The sequence below is a fragment of the Amycolatopsis sp. WAC 04169 genome (assembly GCF_003947535.1).
In the GTDB taxonomy this organism is placed as follows: domain Bacteria; phylum Actinomycetota; class Actinomycetes; order Mycobacteriales; family Pseudonocardiaceae; genus Amycolatopsis; species Amycolatopsis keratiniphila.
On sequence record NZ_QHJI01000006.1, the window covers coordinates 561,610 to 583,265 of the forward strand.

Genomic DNA, 21,656 nt, shown 5'->3' on the forward strand with positions numbered 1-21,656 from the left:
CCGCTGTCCCGGATGACACTGGAAACCTTCACGCCCTCCGGACGGGAACAAACCCACCGGCACCGGTCAGTCCTTTGTGGACATTTCGGCGCGGACGAGGAGCCACGCCGGGATCAGCACGATCGCCGTGATCCCGGCGATCCACCCGTGCGCGCCCGCGACGGCCGCCGCGGACCCGGGAGCGGCGGCGAGCCGCGCGGCGACGACCGCGGTCAGCACCGACGTCCCGAAGGAACCGCCGATGCGTTGCAGCATGGCGAAGAGCGGCATCGCGTGGGAAATTCGCTCTTTGGGCACCGACACCAGTCCGGTGGCGAGCGCCGGGGTCGTGGTCAGCCCGATACCGCAGCCGCGGACCACCTGGACGGCCGAAAGCCACCAGTAATCGTCGGCTCCGGTGAGCAACGCGAGCGGCACCGTCCCGATGATCGTGACGATCAGGCCGGCGAAGATCACCCGCGCGCCGAGGCTTTCGTGCCGGACGTCGAGGTAGTACAGCGGCAGGACGATCATCGCGCCGAACAGCGCGACCCCCATCCCGAAGACGACGGCGGCGGCCGAGGAGAACGTCCGGTCGCGGAACAGCCGCAGGTCGAGCAGTGGCGACGGCGACCTCAGCGCGGTGACCACGAAGACGGCGAGCAGCGTCGCGCCCGCGGCCGCCGCGATCGGGGCGGCTTCGGCGAAGCCGTAGACGAGCAACGGCAAGCCGGTGACGGTGAGCACCAGGCCACGCCAATCCAGTGGGTGGTCGCCGACGGGCTTCTCCCTCGGCAACCGTTTCCGGCCCAGCAGCAGGCAGAGCACCGCGAGCGGCACGTTCACCAGGAACAGCCACGGGACGCCGAACCGCTCGGCGAGCACGCTGCCCGCCAGGGTGCCGAGCACGGGAGCGAGGTAGATCGGGATGCTCAGCACGGCCATCATCCGGCCGAGCCGCTTCGGTCCCGCCATCGTCGCGAACAGGATCTGTCCCGCCGGGACCAGCAGTCCGCCCGCGGCGCCTTGCAGGACACGAAACGCGATCAGCGCCTCGGCCGAGGGCGCCGCCGCGCACAGCGCGGAAAAGGCCGCGAACAGACCGACGCACACCAGCCACAGCCGCGCCGTCCCGATGCGACGGCTCGCCCAGCCGCTCACCGGCACCATCGCGGCGAGCGCGAGCAGATAGCCGGTGACGATCCACTGGGCGGTACCGAGTGGTGCACGGAATCCGGCCGCGATCGTGCCGAGCGCGACGGTGACGACGGTCGACGTGAACATCGACAGGAATCCGCCGAGGGTCAGGATCGCGGCCGTCCCCCACAATGCCGGGGTCGACCGGTCCTCATCGGGACTTCCGATCATCCTACCTGCCGATCTTATCGCCGTTAAGATCTTAACGATGATAAGTTGTCGTCGAGTTGTCAACTCCGATACGGACCGGCGAAGGTGTGCGCATGGTCGTGAGACGGGATGGCTACGTTCGAGCCGCGCTGGAGCTCCTCGACGAGGTCGGGCTGGACGGATTGAGCCTGCGCAAGCTCGGGGAGAAGCTCGGCGTGCGCGGCCCCGCGCTCTACACGCATTTCAAGAGCAAGCAGGCGTTGCTCGACCAGATGGCCGAAACCATGCTGGACGACCGGCTCGCCCCGCTCGACGATCCTTCGGCGATGGACGACTGGGCCGAGTGGCTGGCCCGGCGCGCCCGCACCATCCGCCGCACCCTGCTGTCCTACCGGGACGGCGCCCGCCTGCACGCCGGCTCCCGCCCGACCGGCCGGTCGGCGATGACACCGCTGATCAAACCGTTGCTGCGGGCGGGTTTCACCGAAGAGAACGCGACGCACGCGATCCTCGCGATCAGCCGCTACACCCTCGGCTGCGCGATCGACGAACAGCAGCACCTGGAGGGCGACCACGACGAGGATCCGGCCGCCTCGTTCGAGTACGGTCTCGCACGCCTGATCGCCGGGCTCCGCGCCGACGTCAAGGTCGCGAACCCGCCGGACCAGGACGTCGCCTAGCCGCATTCAGAGGACTAAATGCGGGTCAGGACCACAGGTAGCGACGTTCGGGACGGCCGGTTCCGCCGTACTTGAGGGTCACCTCGGCCTTCCCCGTCGCCACGAAATGCTCCAGGTACCGTCGCGCGCTCACCCGGGCGACACCGGTCGCCTCGGCGCATTCGCTCGCCGACATCCCGCCCGCCGCGCCCCGCAGCGCGGTCTCCACCAGTCGCGCGGTCTCGGCGGTAAGTCCCTTGGGCAGCACGGGTTTCGCGCTCGGCCGCGCGCCGAAGACCTGGTCGACGTCGGCCTGCCCGGCCTCGGCCAGGCGGTCCAGCCGTTGGTGCAACGAAGCGAAATGGGTGAGCTGATCGCGCAGCGACGCGTATTCGAACGGCTTGATCAGATAGTGCAGCACCCCGCCCCGCATCGCCTGCCGCACGGTTTCCACGTCGGTCGCGGCGGTGATCAGGATGACGTCGACGTCCTCGGTCGTGCGCAGTTCCCGCAGCACCGAAAGCCCGTCGACATCGGGAAGATAGACGTCCAGCAGCACCAGATCGGGTTTCAGTTCCCGCGCCAGGCGGATCGCGTCGGCACCGGTGTGCGCCACCCCGACCACGGCGAACCCCTCCGTGCGCGTGACGTATCCACTGTGGACCTTCGCGACCATGAAATCGTCGTCGACGACGAGCACCTTGATCATCGCGGCAACCTCGCCGTGAACACCGCGCCGCCGGAGTTGTGCACCTCGACCGAGCCGCCTCTCCGCACACACGCCTGCCGGATCAGCGCGAGCCCGAGACCGCGCTGGCCGTGCGCGGCGGCCTTCGTGGTGAAGCCGTGCTCGAACACCTCTTCCGCGATCTCCGGGGCGACCCCCGGCCCGGAATCACGGACCTCCACCCGCACTTCGTCCTCCTCCTGCCACACGCCGACCTCGATCCAGCCCTGCTCACCGCCCAGTGCGTCCAAGGCGTTGTCGACGAGATTTCCCAGCACCGTCACCAAATCCGAGGAAAGGGCGTCTTCGACGCGGTCCAGTTCGCTGTCCGAGGCCATGCGCAGCCCGACGCCGCGTTCCGCCGCGAGCGACGCCTTCGCGATCAGCAACGCCGCCACCGCCGGGTCGCCGACGCGCGAGCCGACCTCCGCGCGCCACTCCCCCTGCGCCGAGCTGATCCGGCTGACGTAGCCGCGGACCTCTTCGTATTCCCCGAGTTCCAGCAGTCCGGAGATGGTGTGCAGCCGGTTGCTGAACTCGTGCGCCTGCGCCCGCAACGTGTCGGTGGCGTGCCTGCTGGCGTCGAGTTCGTCCCGCAGGGTCATCAGATCGGTGCGGTCCCGCAGGGTGACCACGGCTCCCCGCACGTCGATCGGCATCCGGTTCAGCGTGAGCACCTTCCCCTGCCGCAGCACGATCTGGTCGGCGCCGGTCGCGCGGCCGGTGAGCAGGTCGCGGATCCGCTCGTTGAGCTCGAGGTCCTCGACCGACCGGCCGACCGCGTCGTCCGGCAGCGCCAGCAGGGCGCGCGCCTGATCGTTCACCAGGGTGATCCGGTGCTGCGGGTCCAGGCCGACGACGCCCTCCTTGATGCCGTGCAGGAGGGCCTCCCGGTTCTCGACCAGCGCGGTGATCTCGTGCGGCTCCAGGCCGAGCGTCTGGTTCTTCACCCGCCGCGCCAGCAACAGCGAACCGCTCACCCCGATCACCAGCGCGACCCCCAGCACGCGCAGGGCGTTGTCCGGCGACTCCAGCACTCCGGCGAAGAACCCGGGCGACTTCGAGCCCGCCGCGACCATGCGGACCACCTTGCCGCCCTTCTCGTCGAGCACCGGGACGTGCGCCACGATCGAGCCGTCGAGTTCGCCGACCCACGACCGTCCAGAGAGGACGGTGCTGTCGCCGAGGTCGAGCAGCGTGCGCACCTGCCCCGGATCAGGTGACGCGAGCACATAACGGTCCGCTCCCGCGATCACGACGAAATCGACCCCGGAGAGGCTTCGCGCGGTCTCCGCGGGCGCGTTCAGCTCCCACGGGCCGTTGCCGAGGTCGCCCACGATGCCCTGCGCGGCGACACTCTCCGCGACCGAAAGCGCCCGGCGTCCCTCGGTCGTGCGGAAGTTGTTCCCCGCCTGGACGACGGCCAGCACGCCCACCGCGCACAGTAGGCAGGTGACGACTACCAGTTGCCACACGAGGAGCTGGCGGGCCAGTGAACCCCGAGCGCCCATCGCCACCTCCTCGTGACCACAAAGAACAAAAGAACCCTTAGGCGTCTAAGCGAGACATCTCTGTTTACACGAGTGCAACATGTCCAACCACGCGGCAGAGAGGCGGGGATCACAGTGAAGCCCAGTAGCTGGTTGGCCATCGCGGCGGCGCTCGTCGCCGTCTTGCTGGTGCCACCGTTGCTCACCCCGGGCAGCGAGGCCGACGAGGGCTCGCAGATCCGGTCGTTGCGGGTACTCGTGCCCAACGCGCCCGGCGGCGGTTACGACATCACGGCGCGGACCGCGACCAAGGCCATGGAGGACGCCGACCTGCTCGGCAACGCGGAGGTGTTCAACCTCCCCGGCGCCGGCGGCACGGTCGGCCTCGGCCGCACGGTGGCCGAACGCGGCAACGGCAAGCTCGTCATGTCGATGGGGCTCGGCGTCGTCGGCAGCGTGTTCACGAACAAGTCGCCGTCTTCGCTGCTCGACACCACACCGGTGGCGAAGCTGATCGAAGAGTCGGACATCGTCGTGGTCGGCAAGGATTCGCCGTACCAGAACATCGGCCAGCTGCTCGATGCCTGGAAGCGGGACCCGGGCGCGGTCCAGGTCGGCGGCGGTTCGTCGCCCGGCGGGCCGGACCATCTGGCGCCGATGCTGATGGCGAAGGCGATCGGGCTCGCGCCCAAATCCGTCAACTACGTCCAGTACGACGGCGGTGGCGAACTGCTCGCCTCGGTGCTCGGCGGCAAGGTCGCGTTCGGCGTCTCCGGGGTCGGCGAGTACCGCGACCAGATCGCGGCGGGCACGCTCCGGGTATTGGCGGTGACGAGCGAGAAGCGGCTTCCCGGGATCGACGCGCCGACGCTGACGGAGTCCGGCGTGGACGTGAAGTTCACGAACTGGCGCGGCATCGTCGCGCCGCCGGGCATCACCGAGTCGGACCGGGCGAAGCTCGTGAGCCTGTTCGAGCGGTTGCAGAAGACGCCGCAGTGGCAGGAAGCCTTGCAGCGCAACGGATGGACCGGCGCGTTCGCGCCAGGTGAGCAGTTCGGTTCGTTTCTCAAAGAGGAGAACACACGAGTGGCAACGGTGCTGAAAGAGCTGGGTCTGGCATGACCACGTGGCTGAAAGGGCGCTCCGAACTCGGAGTGAGCGTGGTGCTCGTCGTACTCGGCGTGCTGGTGCTGACCGACGCGCTGAGCATTCCCACCGACTTCGCCCAGCGCGGTCCCGTGGGGCCGAAGGCGGTCCCGGTCCTGGTCGGTTCGTTGCTGCTGATCGTCGCGGTGCTGCTGGTGCGCGACGTCCTGCGCGGCGGCAAGGGCGAGGCCGAGGGCGGCGAGGACATCGACCTCACCGCGCCCGCCGACATGCGCACGGTCCTGTTGCTGTGCGGCGCCTTCCTCGCCAACGCGGCGCTGATCGGCCTCGTCGGGTTCCCGATCTCGGGCGCGATCCTGTTCTGGGGCGCGGCGTTCGCCCTCGGCAGCCGCAACCTGGTGCGTGACCCGCTGATCGCGGCGGGCATGTCGGTCGTGACCTTCCTGATCTTCAACAACCTGCTCGGTGTCCCGCTGCCCGGTGGCCCGTTGATGGAGGTGTTCTGATGCTGCAGCAACTCATCGACGGGTTCGGCACCGCGCTGACCCCGACGCACCTCGCGCTCGCCGCGCTCGGTGTGCTGCTGGGCACCGCGATCGGCGTGCTGCCGGGGATCGGTCCCGCGATGGCGGTGGCCCTGCTGCTGCCGGTGACCTACGGCATGGAGCCGACGGCGGCGTTCATCATGTTCGCCGGCATCTACTACGGCGGCATGTTCGGCGGTTCGACGACGTCGATCCTGCTGAACACCCCGGGTGAAAGCTTCTCCGTGGTCGCCGCGATCGACGGAAACCCCATGGCGCGCAAGGGCCGGGGCGCACAGGCGCTGGCGGCGGCCGCGATCGGGCACTTCGTCGGCGGCATCCTCGGCACGATGGCGCTGGTGCTGCTGGCGCCGATCATCGCGAAGTACGCGGTGGACATCGGCGCGCCCGACCTGTTCGCGATCATGGTGCTGGCGTTCATCGGGGTGACCTCGGTGCTCGGCAACTCGCGGATCCGCGGGGTCGCTTCGCTGCTGATCGGCCTCACCATCGGGCTCGTCGGCCTGGACGAGATGACCGGCCAGTCGCGGCTGACCTTCGGTTCGCTGCATCTGGCCGACGGGATCGACGTGGTGATCGTGGCGGTCGCGCTGTTCGCCGTCGGCGAGTCGCTGTGGGTCGCCGCGCATCTGCGGCGCAACACCTTCAAGCCGATCCCGGTCGGCAGGCCGTGGCTCTCGCGCGCCGATCTGAAGCGGACCTGGAAGCCGTGGCTGCGCGGCCCGGTGATCGGTTTCCCGTTCGGCGCCATCCCGGCCGGTGGCGCGGAGATCCCGACCTTCCTTTCGTACCTGACCGAAAAGCGGCTCTCGAAGCACAAGGACGAGTTCGGCAAGGGCGCCATCGAAGGGGTCGCGGGTCCGGAAGCGGCCGCGTCGTCCTCGGCGGCGGGCACGCTGGTCTCGATGCTGACGCTGGGCCTGCCGACCACCGCGGTCGCGGCCGTGATGCTGGCGGCGTTCCAGCAGTACGGCATCCAGCCGGGACCGCTGCTGTTCGAACGCGAGTCGAAGCTGGTGTGGGGCCTGATCGCCTCGCTGTTCGTCGGCCTGACGCTGCTGCTGGTGCTGAACCTGCCGCTGGCGCCGCTGTGGGCGAAGCTGCTGCGCATCCCGCGGCCGTACCTCTACGCGGGCATCCTGTTCTTCGCCAGCGTCGGCGCGTACGCGGTCAACGCGGACATCTTCGATCTGCTGGTGATGTTCGTGATCGGCCTGATCGGGTTCGCGATGCGCCGCTACGGGTTGCCGGTGCTGCCGGCGATCATCGGCGTCATCCTCGGCCCGGCCGCCGAACAGCAGATGCGGCGCGCGCTGCAGCTCAGTGACGGCTCGCTGACCGGACTGGTCAACACGCCGTTCGCGATCGTGGTCTACGTGATCATCCTGGTGATCCTGTTCTTCCCGTTGATCAAGCGTTTCCTGCCCTCCCGGCCCACCGCACCCGAGCCGGAGCCCAAGGACAAGGTCGACGCCTGAGAAGCGGGAACCGGCCCGGCCTCGACTGCCCCGAGGCCGGGCCTTTCTCCCTCTTCGGAAGGAGCGAACTTGTCCGCGCGAGTGATCTTTCCGGCGCCTCACGGCGACAGGATCGGCCTCATGCAGATCCTCCACCGTCCTCCGGCCGTCAGCGACACCGAACAACCGGTTCCCCGCTGGGCGACGCGCCTGGCCTACGCGCTCCCCTGGCTCCTGCTGCCTTCGTGCCTGTGGCGGCTGCCCTTCGCCGTCCACTTCGAAATGGGCCAGGTCCACGATCGCCCGATGCCGGACTACTGGTTGAGCATCCCGTACGTCCTCACGCTCAGCGTGCTTTCCGAAGTGATCGCGCTGCTGGCCATCGGGCTGGTCCGGGGCTGGGGCGAAGTGGTGCCCCGCTGGATCCCGTTCCTCGGCGGCAAACCCGTCCGGCCGCTGGCGGCGGTCGTTCCCGCCGTGGTCGGCGGCTTGATCCTCACCGCGCTCTTCAGCTCGATCCCCCTCGGGGACGACCGACGGCTCACTGTGTTCGGCATCGCCGAAAACGCCCCTTACGTCAACGAAGGCTGGGAAACCCTGGCCGCGATCTGCATCGCCCCGCTCACCTTGTGGGGACCCATCACCATCGTTCTGGGGCTCGCCTATCACCGCCGCCGCAAGGTAACGAAAGCGTAACGGCGAGGTCGCGTTTTGAACCGGCCGTCCCTCGGGGCCGTTTCAGCCAACGCGGAGTCAGTGACGCCGGCGCGGCCGGCGCCGCATCCCCCGGGCTTCGCGCAACGACACCGAACGAGGTGAACAAGTTCATGCCCCGTAACCAAAGAACCGCCGGCCGCCATCGCATGGCGCGCCGCACCAAGGTCGCCACGGGCGCCACCGCCCTCGCCCTCGCCGTCGGCGGGATCGTCGTGGTCAACACGACCGGAACCCCCGACGCCGCCAGGGCCGACGGCGCGGACAAATCGTTCTTCATCGACATCACGAAGGTCCCCCGCGGCAACAACGTCAACCTCGACCTCGCGAAACGAGGCGCACGAGGGACGTTCACCGTGGACTGCGGCCGCAACGAGAACGGCCACTTCAACGGCGACAACTTCATCGCCCAGCCCGGCGTCCGCAACGGAGCCGAGCACCTGCACGACTACGTCGGGAACCTTTCGACCAACGCGGACTCGAACAACAAGAGCCTGCTGCGCGCGGGCACCACCTGCAAGAACGGGGACAAGTCGGCCTACTTCTGGCCGGTCATCCGGATCAACACCGAGGAAGAGGAAGCCAACGAGGCGGCGAACGAGGAGAAACTCGCCGCGGATCGCGTCGACGCGGCCAAGGACGAGGCGGGCGCCCAGGTCGACTGTCCCGACGTCGCCAGCGAACTCGAAGAGGTCCCCGACCAGGCCATGCCCGCGATCGACGAGAACCTCGACAAACTCGACCGGGAGTCCGAGAACGCGAACAGCCAGCTGGCGCAAGGAAAACAAGCAGGCCAGGTGCTCGACGAGCTGAAGAACAAGCGGAAGCCGTCGATCCAGCAGATCGGCGACACCATGCGGCAGGCGGGCAAGCCGGTCGCGAAGAACGAAGACCAGCTCGCGAGTTGCGCGGTGAAGCAGAACGGCAAGGGCGGTCTCGACAACGGCGGCGACAACAGCAACGTCAACGCCGCCGGTGACGCCGAGAAGAAGAAGGCCGACGGCAACGCGGCCGACCTGCCGGGTGTCAACGACAACAACGAGATCGGCGACAACGAAGGCGAGATCCAGCGCGCCGAGAAGGTCGACCTGACCTTCACCAGCGGCGGAGCCCGCCGCGTCGTCGCGATGCCGAAGTTCCTGCGGGTGCTCTACGGCGACGCCAAACAGAGCACCAACGGCCCGGCCAACGCCCGGCCGAGCTGGACCTGCACCGGCTTCGAGGACCGGCTCACCGAGTTGTACCCGATCTGCCCGCGCGGCAGCAAGGTCACGCGGATCCACTCGTTCCCGAACTGCTGGGACGGGAAGAACACCGACAGCGCCAACCACCGCACGCATATCGTGTTCTCCGACCGCAACGGGAAATGCCCGCGTGGCTTCAAGAACGTGCCGCAGCTGCGGATCACGCTCGTGTACGACATCCCCGCGGACATCCAGGCCGCCGGGCAATACGCGGTCGACGCGTTCGCGCAGGAGAAGCACAACCCGCGCTCCGACCACGACGACTTCGCGAACGTCATGTCGCAGCGGCTGATGAACCAGCTGGTGAAGTGCGTCAACAGCGGCAAGAGGTGCAGGCAGTAGCCCCAAGCTCGTGAGTGGTAAGGACGGTTCTAACCGTCCTTACCACTCACGAGGTCTCTGCGAGAGGGCGCGGCGGGGATGACCCGCGCCCCCACCCCCCGCGCCGGGGGTCCGGTTCCCGGCCCGGCGTAGGGGTACCGGGCCGGGAACCGGCGAGCGATACGGTTTTCCCTCCCTGGAAACCGGACCGCCCGGTCTGGGTCAGGCCGTCGTGGACAACCGGCTCACCCGGTCGAACACGAGCGGCACCGCGACGGCGGGGTTCAGTTCGGCGAGGACCGCTTCCGCGTCCAAGCCGGGCAAGTGGATCCACGCGCTGTCGGCGAAGTCCGGGGTCGTGACGCTGATCCGGGCGCAGCGGGCGGGCGGGACCAGCGCGACCCCGAACGGCTCGACCACGTTGCGCCACACGGATTGCGAGACGATCATCCCGGCGCCGAACTTGTCGCCCGTCGGATCCGAACGGCACCAGTAGCCCACGGCGTCGTTGAAGGTCGAGGCGCACAGCAGCCGGGTCAGCGTGATGTACGTGCGGTGGTAGCGGTGGTTGTCCGCCATCGGTCCCATGTGGACCGCCACCCGCGCCCGCATCGGGACCCTGGCGTAGCGGTTACGGGTCCGGAGCAGATGGTCCAGGTGGAACGCGACCTCGCAGAGCTGCCCGACGGCGTGGTCCGGATACGCGACCATCAGCCCGTCCCCGGTCTCCCGGAAGTGACGCGCTTCCCCCGGGGCGAGCCCGACCGCGTTGAACGAGCGGGAAACCAGCGTTTCCATCTCGGTCTTCATCGGGTCCAGCAGATCGTCGCTGGCCTTGGACGAACCGACGATGTCGACGGAAAGCACGGCGTGGGTGTGCGCGTTGTAATGGCCTGAGGTCAGCACCTGCATCTCTGCGACCCCTCCCCTGATCGGTGAAAACTGGCGGCAGGAAGCAGTGTTCCCACTCCTCACCGGAAGTTCTGTTCGGAACCGAACAAAACATGACCTCGCGATGGTCAACGCCAGTGAGCTAAGTCACACCTTTTTCCGTGATCACCCGCAATGCCTCGCGGTCGATGACGGTGATCGCACGGCGCGAACTGGCCACGACTCCCGCCTTCCGCAGCTTGTCCAGCGCCTGCGCGACCATGGTCCGGCCCATCGGGATGAACTGCGCGAGTTCGTCCTGGCTCAACGGGATCCCGATCCGCCAGCCGGCGGGTGTCCGGATGCCACAGACGTCGACGAGGTAGTCCAGCCGGGTCGCGACCCGCGCCACGGCCTGCGGTTTCCACGATTGGGTCCGCTGCCGCTGGGCGAGCACGAACCGGCGGGCGACGCTGACGAGCACCTCGCGCATCGCCGCCGGATGATCCAGCAGGAACCGGTTGAACTCGCTCGCCGCGATGCGCCGGACGTGCACCTCCTCGATGGCCACCACGTCGGCCATCCGGATACCGCCCGCGATCACCGCGATCTCGCCGTGCAGATCGCCGGGCACCCCGACGTCGAGGATGACCGTCGCGCCCATCCGGTCGGCGCTGGTCACCTTCACGTAGCCGTGCCGCAGCAACATGACGAAGTCGCCGGGCTCGCCCGCCCGCATCAGCGCCTGTCTGGCCTCGTAGGTCTGCGGGGTCCCCATCTCCAGCAACCGGGCGCGGACGGGTTCGTCCAGTCGCTCCAGGAACGGACGTTCTCTCTCTTCGGCGGCCTCCTGGCCCAAACCCACGAAACACCCTCCCAGGCAGTCGTGAACACCTATCGCGGAGAGTAACCGAGTCGGCCACCCGATCCGGCGGCGGAACCGTCGTGGGTGGTGAAGATGCCCAGCCGGACCAGTTCCGATCTGATCCACTCGGCCAGCCGGTGCAACGGCCCGTCTTCGGCCTCGACGAAATAGCTGTCCACGATCTGGTGTCGCCTATCGGCGTGTTTCGCCGCATAAAGCAGCGCTGACCGTACCTCCGACACCTTCAGCGGAGCGACCTTGATTCCCGGAGCGGGCCGCACGGTGCTTTTGGCGGCCATCACCGCCAGCACGGCCTCCTCCAGGCTGAACCGGTGCTCCACCGGCACGACCACATGTTCCACGCCCTCGACAACCCGGCGCCCGATCAACGGCATGCTGTCAGATCAGCATGACGCACGGCCGTAGTCTGTTCGGCACCGAACACTCACCCCGGTTCGACCGCCCGGAGAGCCTCTTCGAGCGTTTCCCGGTACAGCCCCATCCGCTCGCCGAGCATCACCGGATCGGGATTCTCGTCCCCCGCGTGTCGTTCCAGCTTCTCGGTGGTCTGCTTCACCGTCACCCGCAGTTCGACGACTTCGGCGGTGTTGCGGTTCTTGTGTCGTTCGAGCGCCGACACCGCCCGGCGGAAGACCTTGGTCAGCTCGGTTTCGCCGGGCCGCACAGTTTCGATGGCCGTCAGCGCCCGGCCGAGCAGGCTGAAGTGGTCGTACGGGGCGGATTGCGGCACGCGCTTCTTCTCCCGCGCCGGCCTCCGTCGCCTTCCGTTCAGCACGAAGAACGCGGTTTCGGCAGGCACCAGCACGGCCAGCGCGGCGGCCGCGGCGAAGAGCCAGGCCTGCGGATGCGGATAGGTCACCGCGCGGCCGATCATCCCGGCGATGACGGCGAGCACCACCGCGACGACGTGGAACGGCCGGTTGTCGTACTCGGCCATGTCAGAAGTTGCTGAACACGTTGACGAACATCTTGTCGATGCCGTGCGGGTCGACGGCCTGATAGCTGCGGGCCTTGGACTTCTGCGCGATCTCGTCGAGGACGCGGCTGTCGGCCTGCGCGCCATAGGCCATGGTGAAGATCCGGACGGAGTTGTCCAGCCGTTCGGCGTCGACGTTCTGCAGCACCTGCTCCTTCGTCCCGGCTTCGGTGTTCTCGCCGTCGGTCAGGAAGACGACGGCGTTGATCAGGTTCGGATCGAACTCGCGCCGCATCTTGTCGTTGGCCGCCATCACCGTCTGGTACAGCGCCGTATCCCCTTTCGGAGTCAGGTTCTCGACCAGCTGGAGCATCGGGCCGCGGACGTTCTTGACCTTGCCGATCGGCATCTTCTCCTCGTACCCGTCCGAGAAGGTCCACAGCCCGACCTCGTCCTCGGGATGCAGGTACTCGAGCTGTTTCCGGATCGCGGGTTTCAGCAGGGCGATCCGGCTCTCGGAGTACGGCTTGTCCTTGCGGTTCTTGTCGAACGGCTCGTTCATCGAACCGGACAGGTCCAGCACCAGCAGGATCCGGCCGCGCCGCTGCGTGTACTCCCAGCCGTCCAGCATCTTCTGGATCTGCTCGCCGGTGGGGACGCCGATCTTCGGGGTCTCCTGGGTGCCTTGGGTGCCCACCACCCCGGCCAGATCCGGGCCCGGCCTGCCCTCGGGGTCGCGGAACCCGAGATCGCGGAACCGGCGCTGCTGGCCCTCTTCCCGCAGGAAGGCGTAGAAGTCCTCGGCCGCGGCCTGCTGCTCGGACGACGCGCTCGCGGTGATCAGGAAGGGGTGGTCGATCAGCATCGTCCCCTCCTTGGGGGGAACGGCGACCAGCGGGCGCAGCGGCGGGACGGGGTTCGCGTTCAGCTGCGCCGGATCCCCGGTCGGCACGCCGCGGTTGTAGAGGTAGACCATCTGCTCCTGCATCGCCATCGCGCTGATGTAGGGCGTGGGCTTCTTGCGGTCCTCGTCGTACAGCGTCTTCAGGAAGGCCACCGAATCGTCGCTGTAGTAGGCGACCGACGCCTCGACCCCGCGGACGAACTGCACGGTCTCCGCGGTCCCGATCTTGCCGTAGTCGCCGCCCGTGGCGGCGAAGTAGGTCGCGATGGTGGCCGCGAGCCCGGACGTCGACCGCCGCGGATTGTCCTTGCCCAGGGTGAAGTTGCCCCAGTCGGCGTACTCCGCGCCTTTCGAAGCCCAGCCGCCGTCCCGGTTCACCTGCAGGACGTCGCCCCAGCCGATGGACTTGCCCGGCCAGCCCATCGCTTTGGCCATCGGCTCCGGCATCGCGATCACCATCGGGCTGGTCGCGAGCGAGGTCTTCGGCCCGGCCTTGATCCGGTCGCCCTTCCCCCGCTGTTTCAGCAGATCGAACCAGAGCGAGGAACTCGGCAGCCAGACCTGGGGCTCGGGCTGACGATCATCGACGTCGTTCCAGCCGTCGGCGATGAGGTCGAGTGTGGCGCCCGAGGTCTTCTTGCGCGCGTCGACCTTCGCGCATTTGCCGCCGTCGAACGTCCGGCCCGCGTCGTTGTACCGCGCGGCCAGTTCGGCGATCAGATCGCCCTTCTCCGTGGAGGAACTCGTGACCAGCCCGACGCAGTCGGTCCTCGGCGCGGCAGGCGGAGCGCTGACCGTGGTGGCGAGCAGGACGATCACGAGCGTCCCGACGAGCGCGCCGAAGACGAGCGAAAGCCAGCCTGATCTCCGCATGCGCCGCCCCCTCGCCGTCGTAGCGGGCAAGTGTAGCTACAACGTGGCTTCCGGTTCCGTCTCCTCGGTGACCAGATCGTAGGTTTCGAAACTGAAGCGGGCGAGAGTGCCCACCCAATTCCGGTAGACCTGTAGATCATCGAAGGATTCGGCGTCCAGCCGCCATTCAGGTGGAAAGGCGTCGCGCGACGATTCCCCGGCGGAAAGCGCGATGAACGTCGAACGCGCGGCGTCCGGATCGGCGACCAGCAGGGCCAGAAGGACGAGCACCGCGCGATAGGGGCCGCCGACGAACGCCGCCAGTTCCGCGTCGGGGATTCCGATGCGCACGAGCCGGTAGAGGTTGACCAGTTTCCGGATCTCGCGCGGCGTGTTCAGCCTTTTCCGCAGCACGTGGACGAAATCGCGTTCGACCTCGGTGAGCCGCAACCGGTCCGGCCGCATGTTGTAGAACGTCGGCGGGGCGGTGTCCTGCACCACGACCTCCACCGGTTCACCGCGTTCGGGGGCGCTCTCGTCCTCCGCCCATTCTTCGTGCTCGGACGGCCGCGGTTCCCGTTCCCCGATCGGCATCAGGGCGTCGATCAGCTCGTCCGCCGCGCTTCCCATGGGGCGCAGGGCGAACACGATCTGGAAGATCTTGTCGAGGTACTCCGTCCGGCTCGTCTCCCCCGCGCCGAACAGTTCTTCGTGGTGCTGGTCGAGGCATCGCCGCAGCCATCGCGGATCGACGGCCACCACCACGACGAACGCGGGCAGGGCCAGCAGCAGATGGACCGCGGCCAGCACTTCGATCACCTTCGACGGCGGGCAGCGGTCGAGGTCGTCGATGTAGAGCACGATCCGCTCCAGCGGCGGCTTGCCCTTCCCGCCGGCCAGCAGCCATTGTTCCCGAGCGTCGGCCAGATCGGCGCTCAGATCCGCGAGGTCCTCGCGCACCCGGGCGAAAACCCCTTGGTAGTCACCGTATCGACCGGTTTTCGCCTCCTCGATCAGATCGCCGATCCTGCTTGCCGCGTCCAACCGCCGGAGCCGTTCCTCGGTCTCCCGCACCTCGGTCTCGAATCGTTCCCCGCGCTTGTCGACGTCGTGCCGCAGTTTGTCCAATGTGGACTTCACCGGGGCGAGTGCCGCCCTCGCGGTGGTGAGCGCCGGGGTCAGCACGGCGCCGAGCGCGACGATGGCGCCCGCGGCGGCGAGAATCGCGTTGTGCCACAGGGCCCAGCCGGTGATCGCCGCGGCGATGCCGAGCACCCCCGCCACCGCGTAGCCCGCGACCGCGAGCCGTCGCCGCCGTCGTTCGGCGCGGTCCACCCCGGAGACCAGCAGCCGCCAGCGCCAGGTGAGCGGAGAGTCCGCCTTGACCGCCTGCAGTCCCGCGAGCCGGGCCCGCAGTTCCTCGCGTTCGGCGTGGACCTCACCGGCGTCCGCATGCGTCTCGGGCGCGCCGAGGTTGCGGAACAGATGGTCCACCAGCCCGACCCACAGATGGTCGTCGTGGTACTGCCAGGCGTTGAACCGGATCTGCCGGATCTCACCGGTGAACACGCTGTTGGCGGCGTCGCCGCGGGACCGGCTCGCCAGTTCGGCCACCCGGTCGGTCACCTGCCGGACGAAACTCGACTTGCCGGACCCCCAGGGCCCCAGCAGCGCGACGCACAGCGGCGGGCTGGTCTCGCGGTCGGCGATGACCGCGGCGAGCGTGCGCACGTCGTCGTGGAAGCCGATCAGGTCCACCGGGCTTTCGACGTCGGGCGTGATCCGCGGCCGCGCCCGGCCCGGTTTCGGCTCGACGAAACCGGTGCCGTCGATCTGGTTGCCGAAGCGGTCCCACACCCGGATCGTGCGGTCGTCGCCGACCGTGACGATCTTTTCGTTCCCCGCGGTGCAGGCGATCGCGCGGACGTTCCCCTGATGTCCCTTGAGGAGCGTGTACTCCCGCGGGTCGTCGATCTCCCGGACGCGGACCTCGCCGTCGGAGCCGCCGGAGAGCACCAACTTGCCGTCCGCGCCGAAGGCCAGCGCCCGCACCACCCCGGTGTGCGCGGGGAAGACGAGGGCGGGGTCGCCTTTGCGCCCCCACAACCGCACCGTCTCGCCCTCGGCGGACAGCACCTGGCCGCCGTCGGGCGAGATCGCGACCACGTGGACCGCGCCCGCCCCACCGAACCGGTAGTGGGAAACGACTTCCCGGTCCCACAGCCGCACGCCGCCCGCGTCGTCCCCGGCGACGACGACCCGGCCGTCCGGGGTCACCGCGACGGATTCGATCTCCGGGCCGCCGATGCGCGGGCCGCGCACCGTCACGCCGTCCGGCCGGCGGACCTCGACGGCGCTCCCCGCGCCGGAAACGACGAAGTCCTTCGCGACCGCGACCGCCACGGTCCGTTTGGTGGTCTGGACCTCCGGGGGATGCGCTTCGGCGCCCGTGATCCGCCAGCGCCGCACCGTCGCCCCATCGCAACCGACCACGTGCCGACCCGAGATACCCACCGCCAGCACCGGCCGATCATGGCCGCTCAGCACGAATTTCTGCGCTCCGGTCTCCAGGTCCCAGACCCGGACCGTCCGGTCCGCGCCCCCGGTGACCAGCCGGTTTCCCTTCACCGCGACCGCGAGGATCGGTTCTTCGTGTCCGGTGAAACGCGCCGTCGTCATAACGGCACAGTCTTCCGGTCGCGTCAAGATCATGGTTAACGACAGACGACTATCGGCGGGTACCCCGGCCGCCCCGACAGGTTCAGTGTCGACACTGCTCCGAAATTCCAGCACGCCTTAACGCGAGGAGTTCAACGTGCTTCGACGTACCTTCGCCGCGGTGCTCACCGGCGCCGCGCTCTCCATCTCGGTGCTCTCGGCACCCTCCGCCGGCGCCGCCGAGATCATGGCGACGACCCTGACCTACGACGACAGCCAGGCGGCGGAGTTCAAGGACGCGGTGGCCGCCGGCGTCAACGTCTGGAACACCAACGTCACCAACGTCCGCATCGTGAAGGCGACGCCGGGGCAGCGGGTCAACATCCGGGTCATCGCCGACAACGGCTGGCCGCGCGCCACGCTCGGCCCGGTCCGCCCGGGCGGCACGGTCACCGTGTGGATGGGCAGGCAGGCCGTCCAGCAGGGCTATCACACGCCCCGGATCGCTTCCCACGAACTCGGGCACAGCCTCGGCCTGCCCGACGTGAAGCCCGGCCCCTGCTCGTCGCTGATGTCCGGCTCGACCGGCGGGGTCAGCTGCACCAACGTGAACCCCAACGCCCAGGAGAAGGCCAGGGTCCAGCAGCTCTACGCCGGCACCGCGGTGCAGAGCGCCGACGCGGGCAAGGTCCTCGCGGAAATCGGCTGATCCCGAGCCAGGGGGTGCCCGCCCGGCACCCCCTGGCCTGGCTCTTTTCAGGCGTTCGCCGTGATCGCCGCCGCCGGGCACAGCTGCACGGCGTCGCCGATGTCGGCCGGTTCCGGATCCAGCAGCCGGACCCGGCCGTCTTCCTCGTCCTGTTCGAACACCCCGGGCGCGGTCAGCACACACATTCCGGCGCCCACACAGCGTTCCCGGTCCACTTCGAGTTTCATCGCGATCAGCTCCAGTCCACCGGGAGCGCGTACACGCCGTAGATGTCGGAGTCCGTCCGCATCGGGATCTCGTCGGCCGGGACGGCCAGGCGCAGCTTCGGGAACCTGGCGAGCAGCCCGCTGAAGGCGACCTTCATCTGCACCCGCGCGAGCTGCTGGCCGAGGCACTGGTGCACGCCGTGCCCGAAGGTTGCGTGCCCGGCGGCGTTCCGGCGGACGTCGAGCCGGTCGGGTTCCGGGAACTTCAGCGGATCACGGTTGGCGGCCTGGGCCGACAGCGCGACCGCTTCCCCGGCCTTGACGAGCTGACCGCCGATCTCGACGTCTTCGAGCGCGGTCCGCGCGCCGGTGTGCGTGATGGTCAGGTAGCGCAACAGTTCCTCGATCGCGCCGTCGATGAGCTCCGGGGCCTCGCGCAGCGCCGCGAGCTGCTCCGGATTCTCGAGAAGGGCGAACGTGCCCAGCCCGAGCATGTTGGCCGTGGTGTCGAGACCCGCTCCCAGCAAGAGGAACGCGATGCTGGTCAGTTCCTCGTCGGTGAGTTCCGTGGTCGTCAGTTCGCCGAGGATGTCGTCGGTCGGCTCGGCGCGCTTGGCCAGGATGAGCTTGTAGAGGTACTCCCCCAGCGCGTTGATGGCGGCTCCCTGCTCCTCGGCCGAAGCGTCCGGCCGGTTCAGCGGCATGACGTTGCGGCGGAAGAACTCGTGGTCTTCGTACGGGACGCCGAGCAGCTCGCAGATCATCAGCGCCGGAATGGGCTGCGCGAAGGCGGGCACCAGATCGGCCGTCGTTCCCTGACGCTCCATCGCGTCGAGGCACTCGGTGGTCACCTGCTCGACCCGCTCGGTCAGCAGCCGCATCCGGCGGACGGTGAACTTGCCGGTGAGCAGCTTGCGGTACCGCGCGTGCTCCGCACCGTCCATCCGGATGAACATCCCCGGCGCCGCGGGCGGCATCTCCACCATCGCGGCCGCGCCCGGCAGCGGTGAGTGCATCAGTTCCTGCCGGGCACTGAACCGGGGATCCGCGAGGATCGCCCTGGCGATCGCGTGGCCCGTCGCGAGCCAGCCCTCGTGCCCGTCGGGGAAGGTCAGCCGGACGAGCGGGTGCTCGTCGCGCAGCGTGCCGAGCTCCGCGGGCGGGTCGAACGGGCAGCCCTTCGGACGTTCGAGGGGCAACTCGGTGAGATGTGGGACCGAAGTGGTCATTTCTGTTCCTCCCAGTTTTCAGCGATACCCGAAGGCTACGTTGCATTCAGATTTGCTTCAAAGCTAGGGATTGGCTTTTATGGCGTTCTTGCTGGTAGATTTCCGTAAATCGTTGCAACGATCTTGACGCTGAATGCAACGACTCGTTGCAATGATTTGCGGGTGAACGCACAGGAGGTGCCCATGCCGGGCGGCAGACTGACCCAGGAGGACCGCCGGCTGATCGCGGCCTGGCTCAAGGACGGCCTCGGTTACGCCGAGATCGCGCGGCGGCTCGGGCGCCCGACGTCGACGATCAGCCGCGAGGTCGCGCGCAACAGCGGCCAGTCCGGCTACCGCGCCGACGAAGCGACCCGCGTGACCGGAGAACGCGCTCGACGCCGCAAACCGCAGCCGCGCACCGCGCCCGTCGTCGAAAACGGTTATGGGCGCGACCCCGAAGCCGTCCGCGCCTTCGAAACCGAGTTCGCCGAAATGATCGTCGAGACCGGCCTGCCCCGGATGACCGCCCGGCTGCTGGCGTGTTTGGCGGTCAGCGACGACGGCGTGCTCAGCGCCGCCGACCTCGCCCAACGGCTCCAGGTCAGCCCCGCCTCGATCTCGAACGCCGTCGCCTACCTCGAGTCGCAAGCGATGCTCAAACGGGAACGGGACGGTCGGCGGGAGCGCTACGTCATCGACGAGGAGATGCCGCAACGGGTGTGGAACGAAAGCGTGCGGTCGAACCAGGAATGGGTGCGGGTCTCGCGCCGGGGCGCCGAAGTCCTCGGCACCTCGACCCCCGCGGGAGCCCGCATGGACGACCTCTCCCGATTTCACGCGCGTATCAACGAAATCATGCTCGACGACCGGATCGCGGTGTTCGCCGGTGACGCCCTGACCGTACTCACCGCCCTCCTGCATGTCGGCCGCGCGCTTTCCGTTTCTGCTCTCGCGGACGCGCTGGGCTGGGCGACCGATCGGGTTGCGGCCGCTTTGCGGGTGGCGGAGGAGCATCCGCATATCGCGGGGCCGGTGCGGGTGGTTTGCCGTGATGGGGAGTATGGGGCGGTGCCTTTGGTGGAACGGCTCACGGCTGGGCAGTTGGGGGCTTTGGGGGCTTGAGGTGTGTGGTTCGGGTTTTTTTTTGGGGGGGGGTGGTGGTGGTGTGTCGCCGGTTTTCGGCGACGTGGCTGGGCTGGCACGCGGACCGCACGTTGCCACTTTTCGGCGACGCCTCGTGGCTTCTGGTTGAAAGCCGGTGCTTCACGCACAAATCCGCCGCTATCCGGCGATGGATGGGAACAGTGGGACTTGTTGGCGGCTTTCGCCTGAACGCGGCCCCTCGCACAACTCGCCTGTCGCCGGATTTCGACGACGGATCGGAAGGGTAAGACTTGCTGGTGGCGGCCGTCGCCACATCCCGGTGACAGACCGGAACAGAGGCCTTGTCGGCGGCCAGCCTTTCGCGCACAACCCACCTGTTGCCGTTTTTCGGCGACGGCTCAGAACGGTGGTGGTTCGTCGGATGCCGGCCGGGGTTCGTGAAGTGGCGGCGGTGTGCTGTCGTGGCGTTGCCCGGTGGGAGTGGTGATGGTGAGGGTGCCGTCAGGGTCGAGGTGGTAGGTCCAGCCGGGTTCGTCTTTCAACCGATGGTCCCGACGGCAGAGGTCGACGAGTTCGGTGTCGGTGGTGTGCCCGCCGTGCTGCCACGGCACCGCATGATCGAGGTCGCACGCCTGAGCCGGCCGGTGACAGCCGGGTCTTCGACATTCACGATCCCGCACCCGCACGAACTCCGCCAAACCCGCCGTCGGCCGGTACCGATCCCGGCCGAGATCGAGAACCTGCCCGGACAATGGATCGGTGACGATCCGCCGCAACACACTGTTCTCACCGCCAGCGATATGCCTGGCCAACGCCGCGGGAATCGTGCCATGCCCCGCCAACTCCGCCGGGTCCTCGTTCAAACCGAGGTAAGTGAACAAGTCCATATAGAGGAACACTTCGCTGCGCTCACTCGCCCCACCCTTCCCACCCAGCAGTAGATCGAGCGCGACGTCCGCACGCAACTGATCCAGAGTACGGGTCTCACCAGCGCCCCTGAGGGCGCGTGCTTCCCGTTCGATCCGCTGATACGCGGCAGCGACCTTCTCCACCGGCCCATCCTCGACCTCGATCGAGGCCACTCCAGTTTCGCCGTGCCGCATAGTGAGGCGACGGCCTTCACGGTGCCGCTCGGCCCGTCGACCGGCACCGTCGGGGTCGACGGTGTTCGCCGCGTGGTTCGCGGCTTTCCGCACCTGATCCGGATTCTTGTCCGCGATCCGGCCCTCCAGCAGCGCGTCGACCGTACGGGCGTCCTCGTCGGAGAGCCATACGGTCGCCGAAGCGACTTTCATCGCGCTGAAACCGGCCAGCTTTCCCTCATCCATCAGGTGCAGAGTGCGGGGCAGACGAGTGGTCAACGCGTCGGCCGCGGCGACCATCGCACCGGCATGACTATCCACAAGGGACAACTCAAGCGCGGCCTCCTGCGCCACACTCCGCGCCCCCTCACGATGCCGGTTCAGCTGCGCCAACGCCCGGAACCGCACCGCTTCCAGGCGTGCGATCCCCGCCGACGCGGCTTGCGCCAACGCCACGGAATCGTTGTCGTCCAACATAATCGCGGCAACGTTCACCGCAGCCAGCACCTCAGGATCGGTGAGGCTTTCCAGAAGCGCCACAGGCGCGGAATGAGTGTCCACCCCACGAACCTACGACCCGCCACCGACAATTCCGGGGCCTCACGAACGACCGAAGCATTACCGATTTTCGGCAACAAGGCTCGCTTTCTACTGCTGTGAGCCACTGG

General features: G+C 68.3%; 20 protein-coding genes. 8 read left to right on the forward strand and 12 right to left on the reverse strand.

Going from position 1 to position 21,656, the window contains the following annotated elements:
* Positions 1–66: 66 nt before the first annotated feature.
* Entirely contained in the window at positions 67–1,347 is a 1,281-nt protein-coding gene (locus tag DMC61_RS18560; RefSeq protein WP_125690334.1) for an MFS transporter, read from the reverse strand.
* Positions 1,348–1,439: 92 nt separating this feature from the next.
* On the opposite strand from DMC61_RS18560, the gene DMC61_RS18565 reads away from it, so the two are divergent.
* Positions 1,440–2,006, forward strand: coding sequence for a TetR/AcrR family transcriptional regulator C-terminal domain-containing protein (locus DMC61_RS18565; protein WP_125690335.1), 567 nt, complete (start codon positions 1,440–1,442; stop codon positions 2,004–2,006).
* Positions 2,007–2,031: 25 nt separating this feature from the next.
* On the opposite strand, the gene DMC61_RS18570 is transcribed toward DMC61_RS18565, so the two are convergent.
* Positions 2,032–2,694, reverse strand: coding sequence for a response regulator (locus tag DMC61_RS18570; protein WP_125690336.1), 663 nt, complete (start codon positions 2,692–2,694; stop codon positions 2,032–2,034).
* The gene (locus DMC61_RS18575; protein ID WP_125690337.1) at positions 2,691–4,223 is read right to left on the reverse strand and encodes a sensor histidine kinase; all 1,533 of its coding nucleotides are present in this window, start codon (positions 4,221–4,223) and stop codon (positions 2,691–2,693) included. The genes DMC61_RS18570 and DMC61_RS18575 overlap by 4 nt, the downstream gene beginning before the upstream one ends.
* 132 nt (positions 4,224–4,355) lie before the next feature.
* Between DMC61_RS18575 and DMC61_RS18580 the strand changes: the two genes are divergently transcribed.
* The 5 genes from DMC61_RS18580 (at position 4,356) to DMC61_RS18600 (ending at position 9,611) form a co-directional block, all read left to right on the forward strand.
* Positions 4,356–5,324, forward strand: a complete 969-nt coding sequence (locus DMC61_RS18580; protein WP_016331771.1) for a tripartite tricarboxylate transporter substrate binding protein — start codon at positions 4,356–4,358, stop codon at positions 5,322–5,324.
* A complete protein-coding gene (locus DMC61_RS18585) occupies positions 5,321–5,815 on the forward strand; it encodes a tripartite tricarboxylate transporter TctB family protein (RefSeq protein WP_125690338.1) in 495 nt (164 codons plus the stop codon). Before DMC61_RS18580 ends, DMC61_RS18585 begins: the two co-directional genes overlap by 4 nt.
* Positions 5,815–7,332: a tripartite tricarboxylate transporter permease gene (locus tag DMC61_RS18590; protein ID WP_016331769.1), complete on the forward strand. Its 1,518-nt coding sequence runs from the start codon at positions 5,815–5,817 to the stop codon at positions 7,330–7,332. Before DMC61_RS18585 ends, DMC61_RS18590 begins: the two co-directional genes overlap by 1 nt.
* A gap of 120 nt (positions 7,333–7,452) precedes the next feature.
* A complete protein-coding gene (locus DMC61_RS18595; protein ID WP_125690339.1) occupies positions 7,453–8,007 on the forward strand; it encodes a hypothetical protein in 555 nt (184 codons plus the stop codon).
* 167 nt (positions 8,008–8,174) lie between these two features.
* On the forward strand, positions 8,175–9,611 hold the full coding sequence (locus DMC61_RS18600) for a DUF1996 domain-containing protein (RefSeq protein ID WP_125690482.1): 1,437 nt from the start codon (positions 8,175–8,177) through the stop codon (positions 9,609–9,611).
* 201 nt (positions 9,612–9,812) lie between these two features.
* Here DMC61_RS18600 and DMC61_RS18605 read toward each other — a convergent pair whose 3' ends face one another.
* The 6 genes from DMC61_RS18605 to DMC61_RS18630 all read right to left on the reverse strand — a co-directional run bounded on the left by DMC61_RS18605 (position 9,813) and on the right by DMC61_RS18630 (position 16,697).
* Positions 9,813–10,502, reverse strand: coding sequence for a hypothetical protein (locus DMC61_RS18605; protein ID WP_016331765.1), 690 nt, complete (start codon positions 10,500–10,502; stop codon positions 9,813–9,815).
* A gap of 121 nt (positions 10,503–10,623) precedes the next feature.
* Positions 10,624–11,325 (reverse strand): Crp/Fnr family transcriptional regulator, encoded by a 702-nt coding sequence (locus DMC61_RS18610; protein WP_016331764.1) that lies wholly within the window; start codon positions 11,323–11,325, stop codon positions 10,624–10,626.
* Positions 11,326–11,354: 29 nt separating this feature from the next.
* Complete coding sequence (locus tag DMC61_RS18615) at positions 11,355–11,720, reverse strand: hypothetical protein (protein WP_016331763.1); 366 nt, start codon at positions 11,718–11,720, stop codon at positions 11,355–11,357.
* Between the two features lie 50 nt (positions 11,721–11,770).
* A complete protein-coding gene (locus tag DMC61_RS18620; protein ID WP_125690340.1) occupies positions 11,771–12,283 on the reverse strand; it encodes a hypothetical protein in 513 nt (170 codons plus the stop codon).
* Position 12,284: 1 nt separating this feature from the next.
* On the reverse strand, positions 12,285–14,039 hold the full coding sequence (locus DMC61_RS18625; protein ID WP_125690341.1) for a substrate-binding and VWA domain-containing protein: 1,755 nt from the start codon (positions 14,037–14,039) through the stop codon (positions 12,285–12,287).
* A gap of 36 nt (positions 14,040–14,075) precedes the next feature.
* The gene (locus tag DMC61_RS18630) at positions 14,076–16,697 is read right to left on the reverse strand and encodes a P-loop NTPase fold protein (protein ID WP_125690342.1); all 2,622 of its coding nucleotides are present in this window, start codon (positions 16,695–16,697) and stop codon (positions 14,076–14,078) included.
* A gap of 136 nt (positions 16,698–16,833) precedes the next feature.
* On the opposite strand from DMC61_RS18630, the gene DMC61_RS18635 reads away from it, so the two are divergent.
* Positions 16,834–17,385 (forward strand): snapalysin family zinc-dependent metalloprotease, encoded by a 552-nt coding sequence (locus DMC61_RS18635; protein ID WP_016331759.1) that lies wholly within the window; start codon positions 16,834–16,836, stop codon positions 17,383–17,385.
* A 47-nt stretch (positions 17,386–17,432) separates the two neighbouring features.
* On the opposite strand, the gene DMC61_RS18640 is transcribed toward DMC61_RS18635, so the two are convergent.
* Together DMC61_RS18640 and DMC61_RS18645 are read right to left on the reverse strand one after the other, a co-directional pair.
* Positions 17,433–17,612 (reverse strand): ferredoxin, encoded by a 180-nt coding sequence (locus DMC61_RS18640; RefSeq protein ID WP_125690343.1) that lies wholly within the window; start codon positions 17,610–17,612, stop codon positions 17,433–17,435.
* Between the two features lie 5 nt (positions 17,613–17,617).
* Positions 17,618–18,820 (reverse strand): cytochrome P450, encoded by a 1,203-nt coding sequence (locus DMC61_RS18645; RefSeq protein WP_125690344.1) that lies wholly within the window; start codon positions 18,818–18,820, stop codon positions 17,618–17,620.
* A gap of 162 nt (positions 18,821–18,982) precedes the next feature.
* On the opposite strand from DMC61_RS18645, the gene DMC61_RS18650 reads away from it, so the two are divergent.
* Positions 18,983–19,924 carry a helix-turn-helix domain-containing protein gene (locus DMC61_RS18650; RefSeq protein ID WP_233594855.1) on the forward strand — a complete coding sequence of 314 codons (942 nt, stop codon included), beginning with the start codon at positions 18,983–18,985 and terminating at the stop codon, positions 19,922–19,924.
* Between the two features lie 380 nt (positions 19,925–20,304).
* On the opposite strand, the gene DMC61_RS18655 is transcribed toward DMC61_RS18650, so the two are convergent.
* Positions 20,305–21,528: an HNH endonuclease signature motif containing protein gene (locus tag DMC61_RS18655; protein WP_125690483.1), complete on the reverse strand. Its 1,224-nt coding sequence runs from the start codon at positions 21,526–21,528 to the stop codon at positions 20,305–20,307.
* Between the last annotated feature and the right edge of the window lie 128 nt (positions 21,529–21,656).